Here is a 13,942-nt window from a genome sequence, read left to right on the forward strand (position 1 = left end):
AGAGCAGATCCGACCTGATTAAGCCCATGAAACTCAACGGACTGATCATCACTGGAACCGACACGGATGTCGGGAAGACGTACGTCTCTTCTCTGATTATCCAGCAACTGGCTGCACTGACGGAACGTGTCGGGGCCTATAAACCCGTCTGCAGCGGCGCTTCCTTTAACTCCCAGGGTGAGCCCGTCTGGCAGGATGTCGTCGAGCTAAAGACGTCTCTCCCCAAGGAATACCCGCAGGACTGGATTTGTCCTCAACGCTTCCTGGCAGCCTACGCCCCCTCAATTGCCGCCCGTGCCGAGCAGAAACGTGTCGATGACCGCCTGTTGATTGGCGGACTGAAAGTCTGGCAGGGACAAGTCGATTATCTTGTCCTCGAAGGGGCTGGCGGACTGCTCTCGCCGCTGTCCGATGCCCACAATCTCGCGGATATGGCCGAGATTATTCGCTTCCCGATCATTATCGTCGCCCCTAATCAGGTCGGCGTCATCAACCACACTCTGCTGACCGTCGAAGCGGCAAAGAGTCGCGGTTTGCAGGTCGGTGGCATCATCATGAATACCGTACAACCCGATCCGGAAACACTGCTTGAGACGATGCACGCTGAGGAAATCGCTCTCAGAACCGATGTTCCGATCCTCGGGATTATCCCGTATGCCAGCGAAATGATGTTGCAGCCCAATGGGCATCCTGCGACAATCGACTGGATGAAATTGATGTCCAGAACCGGCCTTTGAAGGGTCCGCCATCTGGAGAGGGTGATTTCGATTTCAAGTTTTTCCATTGCAGGGACGCAAGGTATGGCCAGCGAATCACATTCGTTTGATGACGTTACGGAGTTCCGTTCATCTGCTTCCGCTTCTGAAGAATCAGGCAATAAGCCCGCAGGAGCCGACTGGTTTTCGTTCCAGGATCAGACCGATCTGGAAGAGCTTAAACGCAAAGTCGAGATGCTCAAAGCCCAGGCAGGCGCCCCTCGCCAGAAACCGGCTACAACACCAGCTCCCGCGTTCAAGCCAGCGCCAGAGCCAGTCGTCAGACAACAGCCTGCCTTCAGTTCCCTGGTGGATGATGTCACGCTGGATGCTCCAGTAGCACCAACGCCAGCCCGCCCAAAATTCCAGATGCCAGCTCTCCCCTCTCTGGATCAAACCCCCGGCGACGACATCCGCCCTCTCTTCTCGGCAAAGCCCGTCGAAACAGCCCCTCCAAAGGCTGCGACACCGACACCGCTCGAAACATTCCGACCAGCTGCACCTCCCGTCATGCCAGCCGCACGACCAGTCGCCCCGGCTGCACCTGCACCCGTCGCAGCTCGTCCCATCCCGCCCGCACCGGTTTCTGCTCCGACTCCGATGCCAGCCATGCCGACGGTTCCTCGTATGACCGCCAGTCAGGATCCAGCCCCCCCATCGCTGCTCAAACCAGCTGCCCCAGTGAATCGCCCTACGATAGCGGCGCCCGGCTCGACAACAAATCCACCGCACGACCGCCAGCCCATGCCGCGTCGCACATCCGCTGAGTCACCGACGACTGCTGCTGCTCCACAGGTCTCTGCTGAAGAACTGCGTGGCTCCTTCAGAAAACACACGCCGAGCAAACGATCCGGCGTTTCTTACTCACTGTTTACCATGACCTTCATGTACGCCGTCACGGTCAGCACCGTCTGCGGCTATCTCGCCTTCGAGCGTTTCACAGGACGTCCGGATGTCCTCGAATCACTCCCCGATGTCCCCGTGCCCAGCATCAACGGCCAGGCCGGCTATCGACTCGTCCCTGAGAAGGCGACGATGCCCGCCGGTCACCAACTCAGCCTGGGTGAAGGTCGACGCTTCGGCCATGTCAAAATCACCCCGATCAAAGTCGAGCAACTCTCCAGCGATGCCGGTTCAAAAGCATCACAACTCGCTCTTTGGGTCCGAGTCGAGAACCTCTCAGCCGACCAGACTTTTGCTCCGCTCGATGAGCGTCTGATGACAACCAAAGTCGCAGATCCTGTTCAGCCCGGCGTCCTGCGTTCCAACTCGTTCCTCGGCATGTCGAACACCGAAACCGGCTTCCAGCAAGCCGCTTTGATGCTCAAGGCCAATGATCCTTCTCTGGCCAAACAGGATCAGCTCTTCGGTTACTTCCCCGAAGTTGCTCCCGGCGAATGGTACGAAACAGCCATCGTCTGCGAATCCGTCGAACTCGCCGAAGCCACCCAGGACCAGTTTCACTGGCGCCTCCAGCTTCGCAAAGGCATCGCCGCAGAATCAGGTCAGGCAGTGACCACAGTCGTCGAAGTCAATTTCAATCCAAGCGACGTGCAACACCCCGCCATGCCAATCGCCTCCCGATAATACGCGGCTTTCATTCCTTCTCCCCCGGGGAGCAGCTTTGAGTCCCTTCTCCCCCGGGGAGAAGGTGGCGGCGCTTCGCCGACGGATGAGGGATCTCTGCGAATTGAACAGTGCCCACATTCCGCCCCTCCGACTAATCTCTCGCTAACAATAGAATCGTCGAAACGCCCCACAACAACCGTGTTGCGAAAAAGCATCATCAACGGATTTCGTGAGGATCTGGTGAATTCGGGGTTGAATCTGTCGAATCACCTTGGCAGCGCACCACGCCAGATATTTTAATGGAGTAGACTTTCTCCATCCGGTTTGTCTGACGAGAGTGTTTCGGGTTTGCTTATGAAATCACTGATGATGTCGAATCGCTTCTGGGCCCTTCTGACGATGCTCGTCACTTACTGGATGGTCCTCCTGTACGCGACCCACATGCCCGTCGAATATGTTGAGTCCGTCGAAGTCTCCGACAAGTTCATGCACGTCGCTGCCTATGCCGTCCTGTCATTTCTTTTAGCAAGCACGCTGCACTGCCTCAACTGGCGATTCAGGGCGATCGTCCCAACCGTCCTGCTGACAACGATGATCTACGGCGGGATCGACGAAACAACGCAACCCTGGTTCGGTCGAGTCGCAGACATCGTCGACTGGTCCGCCGATCAGGCTGGCGGCGTCCTCGGAATCATCCTCTACCTCGTCGCCACCGCCACGGTGCGTTCCCTACGAAAACTCATCATGCCCCAACCCGCCATCGAAGCCAGCTGATTAGTCCCTGTAGGGTGCCGGTGAGTCTTCGAACCGCACTAAGTGACCGCACAAAAAAGGCGGCTCACTGGCCGCCTTTCTCGAAACTCTCGCGTTATCCATTCTTCTCGGTCAACGGCTTACGCCACTCGCGACCATCCTTCGACAGCAGCTCTTCTGCCTTCTTCGGACCCCACGTCCCCGCAGCATACGGCTCCGGCTGGAAGTCCGGCTCGGTCTCCCAACGCTTGAGAACGGGATCAACAAACGCCCACGCCGCTTCGAGTTCATCGCTGCGTGTAAACAGCGTGGAATCCCCTCGCAGGACATCGAGCAGCAGTCGCTCATAGGCCTCCGGCAGACCTGTCACGAATTCGTCGCTGTACTTGAAGTCCATCGTGACCGGGTGAATCTGGTACTGCATCCCCGGACGCTTGGTGCTCGTCTTCAGCGAGATCGCTTCCTGCGGCTGAATCCGGAAGATCAGCATGTTGGGACGTGCTTCGACCAGCTCGCAAATATCCCCTTCACACTCGACCGTCGTGAACAAATTCAGCGGCGGATGCTTGAACTGAATCGCGATTTCACTGACCCGCTTGGGCAACCGCTTCCCCGTCCTCAGATAAAACGGCACCCCAGACCAGCGCCAGTTATCAACCGCAACTTCCATCGCGACAAACGTCTCTCGCGTAGAATCGGGCGGAATCCTCTCTTCCTCGCGATACCCCTTGGCATCTTCGTTGCCAACTTTTGCAGCCGTGTATTGACCCGCGATCGCCCAGTCATCAATCTTGCTCGCTCCCGGTGACAGGGTCTGCAGAACCTTCAGCTTTTCGTCCCGAATTTCATTCCCACGGAACAGAGCAGGGGGTTCCATCGCGATCAGACACAACAGCTGCAGGACGTGATTCTGCAGCACGTCACGCAGTGCACCTGACTTGTCATAATAACCACCTCGCCCACGTTCCATCCCCTGCGACTCGGCCACCGTGATCTCGATGTGATCAACATGGTTGCGGTTGAGCAGCGGCTCGAAGATCGAATTGCCAAAGCGGAACAGCAGGATGTTCTGAACCGTTTCTTTGCCCAGATAGTGATCGATGCGGTAGATCTGATCTTCATGCAGCATCGACTTCAGGCCGCTGCTGAGTTCAATCGCTGATTCCAGATCATGCCCGAATGGCTTTTCAAACACGACACGCAGCCAGTTCGGATCGGTCTGATCAGGGATCATGCCGGCTTCACTGAGCGCCGTCACCGAGGGCAGGAACAGGCTCGGGTCAGTCGCCATGTAAACCAGACGTCGTCCCGAAAGCCCCGCTTTGGCTTCGAGTGCTTCCACATCCGATTTGAGTTTTCGAAACTGCTCGGGATCATCGAGATCGACTCGCTTGTAATAAAGGTTCGCGCTGAACTCCGCCCATTCGTCAGCCGAGATCTCTCCCGTACGCGAGGCCTGCTGACAGGCATCGAACATCTCCTGGCGGAACTCGTCGTCCGTCTTCTCGCGACGAGCCACGCCGATGATCTGCGATTTGTCTGGCAGGAACCTTGTCTTCCAGAGTGTGTAAAGGGCAGGCAGAAGCTTGCGAGCCGTCAGGTCACCCGACGCCCCGAAAATCATAATCGTGGCACTCTGGGCAGCAAGCGAACTGGAAGTCTGTTGGCGTCGACTCGGAGCGGACATATCGGAAGCCTTTGGCAATGGTGTCTTGATCAATCGCGTGACCGGGAGGGCAACGGCGTGCGTTGAGAAACTTCAACTGTGAAAAAGACATGATGGCTGCGCAAGTTTTCTTTTTCCTGCACACCTGATGAAGTCTATCAACTGGCGAATCGTTGCAACGCGGGACAGCGGCTCGGACGGAGCCTCGCCCTCCCGTTAAGACGGCAGGAGTCTTCAGACCTTACAGTCGTCAAACCCTCGACGGCGTCCCGCTAGTTTGAGGAATCATGCCGATGATGTCTACCCTTGGTCCCTCTCTCAACAACTTTCATCCGCGCTATGACCTCGTCATGATGGAGAAGCGTTGATGAGTCGGATAATCTATGTCAAACCATGGATGTGATTTTCTCAAAGGACACACCCCACGATGACGCGACTCCTCGGACTGTTGCTCGGACTTTTCGCGACGATTCAAACCACGTTCGCTCAGACCGCTGATTACGACGTCGCCATCTATGGAGCAACCCCCAGCGGGATTGCCGCCGCGATCGCCGCCGCCGAGGATGGCTGCAAAGTCCTGCTGGTCGAACCGACTGACCGCATCGGCGGCCTCGTCACCAACGGCTTGTCGCATACCGACTTTCACTCTCTCGAAAGTCTCACCGGCGCCTTCTGGAATTTCGCCCAGCGCGTCGAATCCTATTACAAAGCCACCTACGGCGAAGGCTCCACCCAACACCTCGCCTCCTTCCACGGCACATTCGGCGAACCCAAGATCAACCTCATGGTCTTCGAAACAATGCTCGCCGAACATCCTTCGATTGTCCTCGAGAAGAAAGCACTTCTCAGAGGTGTCGAAATGGGCAACGGCAAACGAGAATCCAGCCGCCACATCGCCATCCTGATGCTCGGCGGTCGCAATCTGAAAGCAGACATCATCCACGCCAACGTCTTCATCGACGCCAGCTACGAAGGCGACCTGATGGCCTTGACGACTCTAAATTGGACAACAGGACGCGAGTCAAAAAACCAGTTCGGCGAACCCCTCGCCCCCGAGAATCCTGACGACCAACTCCAGGCCTACAACTTCCGCTGGATCATGACCCAGGACGAAACCAACCGCGTCCTTCCCCAGCCGCCGAAAGGATACCAGCGGGAAAACTTCATTGACGTCGTGAAGCATCTCGAATCAGGATCGATTCAGAAAATCTTCGGCTACCCCTCCAAGTGCATTTTCAAAGCCCAGACCCCCGCGCTCCCCAATGGAAAATATGACATCAACGATGTCTCCCGAGGCCAGGTCCGCTTATCGCTGCCCGGCAAAAATAAAGCATGGCCCGTCGCAGATCTCCGTACCCGCGAAGAAATCCATCAGGAACATCTCAGCGACCAGCTGGGCCTCCTCTACTTCTTGCAAAACGATGACGCGGTCCCTTCAAAGTTCCGCGAAGAAGCCCGTAGCTGGGGCTTCTGTCGCGACGAATTCAAAGACACCGGCCACATCCCAGAGCAACTCTATGTCCGCGAAGCCCGACGCATGGTCGGCGTCCATACCTATAAAGAACAGGATTCCGACGCTATCCCCGGCGATGCCCGCGCCGTCTTCCACCCCACCTCGATCGCCATGGGCGACTACGGCAACAACTGCCACGGCACCGCCCATGAAGGCGGTCGCTTCGACGGCAAACACGTCGGCGAGTTCTATAAGAAAGTTCCGCCATACCAGATCCCCTATGGCGTCCTGCTCCCCAAAGACGTCGACAACCTCCTCGTCTGCGGAGCCGTCAGTTCCTCACACGTCGGCTTCTGCGCCCTGCGACTGGAACCCATCTGGATGTCCCTGGGACAAGCAGCCGGACACGCCGCTGCGCTGGCCGATCAAAACAAACTGCCCGTACAAGATGTCAACATCGTGCAACTGCAACGCCGCCTTCACACCGCCGACAGCGCCACGATCTACGTCAGCGACGTCCGCCCCGGCCATCCCGATTTCCAAGCCGTCCAGTGGTGGGGAAGTCTAGGCGGCTTTCACGGCATCGAACCAGCCCCTGCCGACCCTCGTGGCAAAACCCTCCACGGCCAATACTCCGAAGCCGCCCCCGGTCACGAAGCCAAACTCGACGAACCCCTCACCGACGATCTCCGCAATCGCTGGATGACGATCGCCAACAACGCCAAAATCGCCATCCCCCAAGCCCCCCAAACCCGCGGCGACTTCATCCGCACCGCGTTTCAGCCATAAGCTCAGCATTTGAATTGGTCTCTAAAAATGTCTCGCCGCCGTCACCGGGAGGGCGAGGCTCCGTCCGAGCCGCTTCTTTGCATTGCGAAACTCCAACCGCGCGCAAGACCTTGCTGGCCTCAACGTGTGCCACGGCTGTGTCAGCCGTGCAAGCGCGCACTAAACGTCCATTTTCACAGCTCACCCATCCTCGCCACACAATCAATGATCATCGATTCGCTGATGACCCGTCGCCATGAGCGTAAGCGGCTCGGACGGAGCCTCGCCCTCCCGAACGAATGCCGATTCCCATCTTTCAATCGTAAACCGGCCAACCTTCATACCCAACCATCGGCTTCACCGGCGGCGGAACCCAACCTGGTTGCCCCATGCCATAATAGCCTTCCATCGGCATCGCATACGGCCCCCAATGAATAATCTGGGGCTGGTAGTTCATCGTCGGGGCGCTGGAGATCACACCACGTTGACCACCGTACGAACCCCCTTGAGCAATCGAACTGCTCGGTGCAGGTTTCGGTGCGGTCAGCGGAGCAGGGGGCTTGATATCCCCTTCAATAACCCAGATATTGCGGAAACGGACCGGGTTCTGGTGGTCCTGCAGGTTGATCGGCATCGGGTTCGGCGCTTCTTTTTGACCAGCACCCGTCTTCGCGATGATCTCATAATCACTGTGAATCGGCACCCCGTTTAACCAGACAGTGATGCGGGCGTTCTCCGTCTTCTTCCCTTCTGCATCGAAGCGGGCCGCACGAAACCAGATGTCATAGGTCTGCCAGCTCAACGGCGGCAGCGCCATGTTGAGTTCCGGCTGCTGCTGACGATAGATCGACCCGATGTCGTTGAACTGCATCTGGCGTCCAAACGAATCGAGAATCTGCAGTTCGTAACGACGTTGAATATAGACGCCGCTATTCCCACGATCCTGATCGATCCCGTCTGGCTTAAACGCCAGCTGGAACTCGAGGTGCATGCGGAAGTCCTGGTATTCGTTTCTGGTCATGGCTCCTTCTTTAAGGAGGTCGCCTTCGGTCTTGGCATCTTTCCAGAGATCGGTCTTGGAGCCGTTGAAGAGGATCTGCGCTTTGGCAGGGGGCTTGAGCCCCAGCGTCGGGCTGAGTCGCTGCACCTTTTCCAGCGATCCCCACAGCGGCTTCTTGACCGCCGACGCAGAAACAACTGGCTCGACAGTCGCGGTCGTCCCATCGACGCTCAGCGTGTAATCATCACTGACAAAGACAACGATCCCGTCAGCGGGCGTCGCTTTCAGTCGTACCGGATCCTTCTTATCCCAACCTTCTCCGGGCAGGCCCCCTTGATACAGGACGGCTTCAAAATCTGCCTTACCTTTATCAATGACCTGCAGTCCGAATCGCGTCATCGGCGCAGAGGACTTCAGTTTAGCACTGCCGAAGTATTCTCCCTGCAGCCAGTAGGTCGACGGGGCTTTCTCGACATCCAGGTAAGCTGGGGGCTTTGGCTTGGAGGCGGGCTTCTGCTGAGCCACCGCAGGCAAGGCAATCAGCGCAAAAGTGCAGGCAGTCACAAAAGAACGCGTCGCAAACCCAAAGAATGTCATGTCAAAAACCCGGCGCAGTTAAAATGGGCAAATATCAACACCTGCCACGATAATCTCGGAAGACAAGAACGTCCAGCAAAACCCGAGATTCTGGGCTAATGCAAAATTCAAGAACTCGGATGATCCCTACAACCGGGTGGTCCAGCCGTTCATGGCTGGATCGGCGAAGCCGACAAGAAGCGTCGCCATACGGAAGCTGTTGACGTCACCACGTCAAATCGAAATGAATGCGTATGGAGTCGTCTCTTGTGACTTTGTCACCCAGCCATGAACGGCTGGGCCACCAGAAATCTTCCGAATATCGCTCTCCTGTCGCGCCGGGTGCCACTGGCTATGCCAGTGTTCTTCAGTTCCAAAGCGTGATGATTATCAAGTAATCGTGGAAAGTCCCCTCAAAATGTCGACGACGGCAGGGATAGCATCAATAACCATTCGGCACTGGCACAGCCAGTGGCACCCCGACGGGAAACTCGACAAAAAACCATTCAGCTCAGCCCCTTCTTTCTCCTCTCGACTCACTCCCAACTCCTCTCTCGCGCAGCCCCCGGCAGTAAGACTTGCAAACTTGAGGCAAAATGTCAAAAAGCGGCTGGACGGTATTTTTTTTATGAGATAAACACCGCCTCTCACTTCGAGCAAGGCCCAACGAGGGTGGCTTCGGCTGCCTCCGCCTACCTGTTTCGGGCAACGCTCTATCCTGTCTGACTCGCCTTTCTGATCTCCTCTCCTTTCTCCCGATTTCCCCTCCACCACCCCCCTAAAATAGTCTCGGAGACATCGTCCATGTCCGCGAGTGCGCCCGGGTTTCGCGCTTCTTTGTCGCGCACCCTTCCACTCCTGTTCCCGGTGATGCTGATGGCCTCAGTTCTGGTCCTCATCACGCCGCTGCCACCTATGCTGTTGGACCTGCTCATCGCAGCCAACATCACGGTGTCGGTGATCATATTGCTGACGACGATTCACGTGACCAATCCTCTTGAATTCAGTGTCTTCCCAGCCGTGCTTTTGGGAACCACCCTTTCCCGCCTGGTCCTCAACGTCGCTTCCTCGCGTCTGATCCTTTCTCACGCCGCGACCGATGGCACCGGAGCAGCCGGAGGCGTCATCGAAGCCTTTGGTGAATTCGTCGCGGGTGGATCTCCCACAATCGGCGTCGTCATCTTTGTCATCCTGGTCGTCATTCAATTCGTCGTTATTACAAAAGGGGCAACCCGTATCAGCGAAGTGGCTGCCCGCTTTGCCCTGGACGGAATGCCCGGTAAGCAGATGGCGATCGATGCCGACCTCAACGCCGGCCTGATCACTCAGGAAGCCGCCAAGCAACGACGCATCGAAGTCGCCTCGCAAGCCGACTTCTACGGAGCCATGGACGGTGCCAGTAAATTCGTCCGCGGCGATGCCATCGCTGGTATCATCATCACCATCATCAACATCGTCGGCGGCCTGATCATCGGCGTCGTCAACTATGGCATGACCTTCTCTGAAGCAGGCATGGTCTTCACGACCCTGACGATCGGCGATGGTCTGGTCACTCAGATCCCTGCCTTCCTGATCTCACTGGCCGCCGGTCTGATCGTCACTCGAACCTCAAACGACTCCGACCTCTCCGGCGACATCATCGGCCAACTCTTCCGTCACCCGACAGCCATGTACCTCTCCGCTGCCTTCCTGCTGGCACTCTCCTTCACCGGACTGCCACAAGCCCCGTTGATGGTTCTTGGCGCTGGCCTGGTTTTCACCGGCTTCATGATTCAGCAGAACGCCTCGAAAGCCCTGACCGCCAAAGCCGAAACCGAACAAAAGAAAACCGACGCCAAACCAGAACCCAAACCAGAAGACAACCTCCACGTTGATCCGATGGAACTGGAACTAGGCGTCATGCTCATTCGCCTGGCTGACCCCAGCTCTGGCGGCGATCTCCTCGACCGCGTCACCCGCGTGCGTCACAAGATCGCTCAGGAAATGGGCATCATCCTGCCGAAGGTCCGCATCCGTGACAACATCCGCCTAGCCCAACGCAACTACCAGATCAAGATCCGCGGCGTCCAGGTCGCAGAAGCCGAGATTCATCCCAAGATGCTGCTCGCCATCGACACCGGCGACGTCAAAGGATCCGTACCTGGCCTGGAAACCAAAGAGCCAGCCTTCGGTCGCCCTGCTCGCTGGATCGAACCAAGCCTGCGGGAACGAGCCGAGATGCTCGGCTTCAGCGTCGTCGAGCCCTCCGCCGTCGTCGTCACGCACTTGACTGAAGTCGTCCGTGAATACGCCGACGAACTCCTGACTCGCCAGCAGGTCCACGAACTCCTCGACCTCCTCAAGCAGAGTTCACCAAAAATCGTTGAAGACCTCATCCCCGATCTTCTCAAAACACACCACGTCCATCAGATCCTCGGCAACCTGCTGCGTGAACGCATCGCGATCCGCGACCTGGAAACAATCCTCCAGACACTCAGCGACTACGCCGACCGCACCAAAGACCTGACCATCCTGACCGAATACGTCCGACATGCCCTCTCTCGCACGATCTGTCAGCAGTACCGCGATAACACCCGAACACTGCACGTCGTCACGATCGATCCTGCCCTCGAAGACATCCTCGCTGGCGGGTTCGATTTCACCGACCGTGGCTTGCTCGTCAAGCTCTCCCCACAAGTCAGCGACGCCGTCACCCGAGAACTCGTCAATCAACTTCCGAAACTCACCGGCAAAGGCTTCTCTCCGATCGTCCTGTGTAGCCCGCAGATTCGTGCAGGCCTCCGACAGATCACCGCCTCGGCCCTTCCCAAGCTGGTTGTCATGAGCCTCAACGAAGTCACACGAGACACAAATATCGAATCCCATGGTCAACTGAGCGTCGACAGTATCAAGTCGATTCCAGCCCGGCCGCAGAAAGTCAAAGTCTAGTAATTAGGAATTGGTAATTGGTAATTAGCCGATCCGCTTCGCCAGATTTTACGTTTCTGGCGAATTACTAATTACCAATTACTAATTACGAACCAGATTGAATTCCTATGGCGAAATCAACAACACAACCGAGATCAGGCGAGCAGCGAGATGTGCACGTCTTCCGTGCACCAACGATGCAGGAAGCTTTGACACGCGTCCGTCGTTCATTGGGCCCCGATGCCGTCATCCTGCAGACTCGCCAAGTGGAGAAGAAAGGCATTCTCCCCTGGCAGAAGGCGACCGTTGAAACCGAGATCACCGCCGCCAATGACATCGAAGTTCCAGACGTCAACCAACGCGTCGCTGAGTTCAACCGCCTGCGTCGACAAGCCGAAGCAGGACAATCAGGTGAATCCATCCCCGCTCACCTCACACAAGCCCTCTCCAGCCAGCAGGACGAAGTCGAGATCCGCTCCTCCATCCCGATGCCCCCACGACGCGAACCCCTCACCATTCCCCCCGCAGCGAAAAAAGTCCCGCTCGCCCCGACTCCTGCACTAGCCCCAGTCGCTGCTCCCACGATCCAGGCACAATCAACCGCCATCCTCAGCGAGACATTGATCCTGCAGAAAAAAGAACTCGAAGCCCGTCTGAGCGGTGTGGAAAAGTTGTTGACAACTTTGACCACCCAGATGCGAACCAAGCTCAACGAATCGATCCCGGACGACGTCCATCACCTCTACACCGGCCTGATCGACGCCGACATCGACGAAGCCTCTGCCAAGTCTTTGTGCCTGGAACTCAAACGCATCGCCTCTCCCGAACAACTGCGAGACAAAGACATCGCCACCCGTCTCATGGGTGGACTGATCGAATCCAAAATCGCCTGCGTCGGCCCCATGTCACTGGCTCACGGCCAACAGAAAGTCGTCGCCCTCATCGGCCCGACCGGCGTCGGCAAGACCACAACCATCGCCAAGCTCGCAGCGAATTACCGCCTCCAGGAAGGGGTCCAGATGGGCCTCATCACCATCGACACCTACCGCATCGCTGCGGTCGAACAACTCAAGACCTACGCCGAAATCATCGACCTCCAGATGAAAGTCGTCACCTCGCCGAGCGAACTGAAAAAAGCCCTCGACGAAATGAGCCACCTCGACCTCGTCCTGATCGATACCGCAGGTCGCAGCCCCAAAGACGAACTCAAGATTCACGAACTCAAAGCCCTTCTGTCTCCTGCCTTCGTCGACGAAGTTCACCTCGTCCTCTCAGCGACCTCCAGCCTGAAGTCCCTCGAAACAATTGTCGAACGCTTCTCGGTCGTGAAACTCGATTCCCTGATCGTCACCAAGCTCGATGAATCCGTCGCCCCCGGCGTCCTGTTCTCCTTGCAACAACGCTGCGGCCTGCAATACAGCTATCTGACCACCGGCCAGGACGTCCCTGAAGACATCGAAGCCGCCCACGGATCAACCATCAGTCAGCTGATCATGCAACACTGCAGAACACAAGACGCTCAATCATCTGCCGCCACGACCACTCAATATGGAAGGGCCGCCTGATGTTGGTCGATCAAGCCTCCGTACTACGATCCAGAGTCCGTCAGCAAACCGCCCAGACGACATCCAACCGCTGGACGCGAGCCGAAGTCGCTCCCGTCGAGATCAAGTCCCCACGCACGATCCTCGTCAGCAGCGGCAAAGGGGGCGCCGGTAAATCCAGCGTCGCTCTCAACCTGGGACTCTCCCTGGCGGAAACCGGCAAACGAGTCATGCTCGTCGATGCCTCCGCAGGCCTGTCTCACCTCGACCTTCTCTGTGGCCTGAACGCCTATTGGAATCTCGAACACGTCATCACCGGCTCTCGTTTCCTCAATGATGTCCTCCTGAACGTCATGGAAAACGTCGACCTCATCACAGGCCTGTCGTCCGCCATCGAAACCGGCCTGCGAGTCCCTGCTCAGAAAGCCAAGCTGACCTCTCAACTCGATCGCATCGCCAGCAATGTCGATTACGTCGTCATCGATTCCTCCTGCGGCCTCTCCTCACTCAACCGACAACTCATCAATGCCGTCGATCTCGCCTACATCGTGACGACTCTCGAAGCAACCGCCCTCGCCGATTCCTACTCGATGCTGAAGTCCCTGGCTGGCCAGCCACTGGAAACGCGCATCGAACTGGTCGTCAATCGCAGCGAGACCTCCACAGCCCAGGCCGCCTACGCCAATCTGAAACAAACGATGACGATGTTCCTGCATCGAGACATGCCACTGGCTGGCTCGATTCCTGAAGACGTTCACGTTCAAAAAGCGGTGATGAGCCGCTACCCACTGGTGATCTCCCATCCGGAGTCACCAGCCGCTCAGGCGATCAAGCAATTGACTCGTCGAGCTGTCTCTTTGATGGGACGTCAACGCGATCAGGGGCCGTTCTTTCGGCGTCTGATGAGTTGATTGCTCCCCTGTTTCTTCCCACCTCTTACTCCCTTCTTTA

The 13,942-nt window shown here is 57.2% G+C and carries 9 protein-coding genes; 7 read left to right on the forward strand and 2 right to left on the reverse strand.

All coding sequences use genetic code 11. The annotated features are described in order from the left end of the window. The first annotated feature begins 26 nt into the window (after window positions 1-26). The 3 genes from bioD (at window position 27) to SH248x_RS00095 (ending at window position 3,098) form a co-directional block, all read left to right on the forward strand. Window positions 27-737: an ATP-dependent dethiobiotin synthetase BioD gene (gene bioD / locus SH248x_RS00085; protein ID WP_459556469.1), complete on the forward strand. Its 711-nt coding sequence runs from the start codon at window positions 27-29 to the stop codon at window positions 735-737. A gap of 63 nt (window positions 738-800) precedes the next feature. Then, window positions 801-2,342: a hypothetical protein gene (locus tag SH248x_RS00090; protein WP_459556470.1), complete on the forward strand. Its 1,542-nt coding sequence runs from the start codon at window positions 801-803 to the stop codon at window positions 2,340-2,342. 336 nt (window positions 2,343-2,678) lie between these two features. Further along, window positions 2,679-3,098 carry a VanZ family protein gene (locus SH248x_RS00095; RefSeq protein WP_459556471.1) on the forward strand — a complete coding sequence of 140 codons (420 nt, stop codon included), beginning with the start codon at window positions 2,679-2,681 and terminating at the stop codon, window positions 3,096-3,098. A gap of 94 nt (window positions 3,099-3,192) precedes the next feature. On the opposite strand, the gene zwf is transcribed toward SH248x_RS00095, so the two are convergent. Beyond that, window positions 3,193-4,764 (reverse strand): glucose-6-phosphate dehydrogenase, encoded by a 1,572-nt coding sequence (gene zwf, locus SH248x_RS00100; RefSeq protein ID WP_459556472.1) that lies wholly within the window; start codon window positions 4,762-4,764, stop codon window positions 3,193-3,195. Window positions 4,765-5,170: 406 nt separating this feature from the next. On the opposite strand from zwf, the gene SH248x_RS00105 reads away from it, so the two are divergent. Further along, window positions 5,171-6,985, forward strand: a complete 1,815-nt coding sequence (locus SH248x_RS00105; protein WP_459556473.1) for an FAD-dependent oxidoreductase — start codon at window positions 5,171-5,173, stop codon at window positions 6,983-6,985. 295 nt (window positions 6,986-7,280) lie between these two features. Here SH248x_RS00105 and SH248x_RS00110 read toward each other — a convergent pair whose 3' ends face one another. Further along, window positions 7,281-8,561 (reverse strand): 3-keto-disaccharide hydrolase, encoded by a 1,281-nt coding sequence (locus tag SH248x_RS00110; protein ID WP_459556474.1) that lies wholly within the window; start codon window positions 8,559-8,561, stop codon window positions 7,281-7,283. A 783-nt stretch (window positions 8,562-9,344) separates the two neighbouring features. Between SH248x_RS00110 and flhA the strand changes: the two genes are divergently transcribed. From flhA to SH248x_RS00125, 3 genes are all read left to right on the forward strand, one after another. Continuing rightward, a complete protein-coding gene (flhA, locus tag SH248x_RS00115) occupies window positions 9,345-11,468 on the forward strand; it encodes a flagellar biosynthesis protein FlhA (protein ID WP_459556475.1) in 2,124 nt (707 codons plus the stop codon). 107 nt (window positions 11,469-11,575) lie between these two features. Further along, window positions 11,576-13,012 (forward strand): flagellar biosynthesis protein FlhF, encoded by a 1,437-nt coding sequence (gene flhF, locus SH248x_RS00120; RefSeq protein ID WP_459556476.1) that lies wholly within the window; start codon window positions 11,576-11,578, stop codon window positions 13,010-13,012. Beyond that, window positions 13,012-13,902: a P-loop NTPase family protein gene (locus SH248x_RS00125; RefSeq protein ID WP_459556477.1), complete on the forward strand. Its 891-nt coding sequence runs from the start codon at window positions 13,012-13,014 to the stop codon at window positions 13,900-13,902. Before flhF ends, SH248x_RS00125 begins: the two co-directional genes overlap by 1 nt. Window positions 13,903-13,942 lie beyond the last annotated feature (40 nt).

The organism is Lacunimicrobium album (genome assembly GCF_052161635.1).
In the GTDB taxonomy this organism is placed as follows: Bacteria; Planctomycetota; Planctomycetia; order Planctomycetales; family Planctomycetaceae; genus SXPC01.

Excerpts from the sequence above, each read along its gene's own strand:
- bioD (WP_459556469.1), top strand. The coding sequence starts at position 27 with ATGAAACTCAACGGACTGATCATCACTGGAACCGACACGGATGTCGGG.
- SH248x_RS00090 (WP_459556470.1), top strand. The coding sequence starts at position 801 with ATGGCCAGCGAATCACATTCGTTTGATGACGTTACGGAGTTCCGTTCA.
- zwf (WP_459556472.1), bottom strand. The coding sequence starts at position 4,764 with ATGTCCGCTCCGAGTCGACGCCAACAGACTTCCAGTTCGCTTGCTGCC.
- SH248x_RS00105 (WP_459556473.1), top strand. The coding sequence starts at position 5,171 with ATGACGCGACTCCTCGGACTGTTGCTCGGACTTTTCGCGACGATTCAA.
- flhA (WP_459556475.1), top strand. The coding sequence starts at position 9,345 with ATGTCCGCGAGTGCGCCCGGGTTTCGCGCTTCTTTGTCGCGCACCCTT.
- SH248x_RS00095 (WP_459556471.1), top strand. The coding sequence starts at position 2,679 with ATGAAATCACTGATGATGTCGAATCGCTTCTGGGCCCTTCTGACGATG.
- SH248x_RS00125 (WP_459556477.1), top strand. The coding sequence starts at position 13,012 with ATGTTGGTCGATCAAGCCTCCGTACTACGATCCAGAGTCCGTCAGCAA.
- flhF (WP_459556476.1), top strand. The coding sequence starts at position 11,576 with ATGGCGAAATCAACAACACAACCGAGATCAGGCGAGCAGCGAGATGTG.
- SH248x_RS00110 (WP_459556474.1), bottom strand. The coding sequence starts at position 8,561 with ATGACATTCTTTGGGTTTGCGACGCGTTCTTTTGTGACTGCCTGCACT.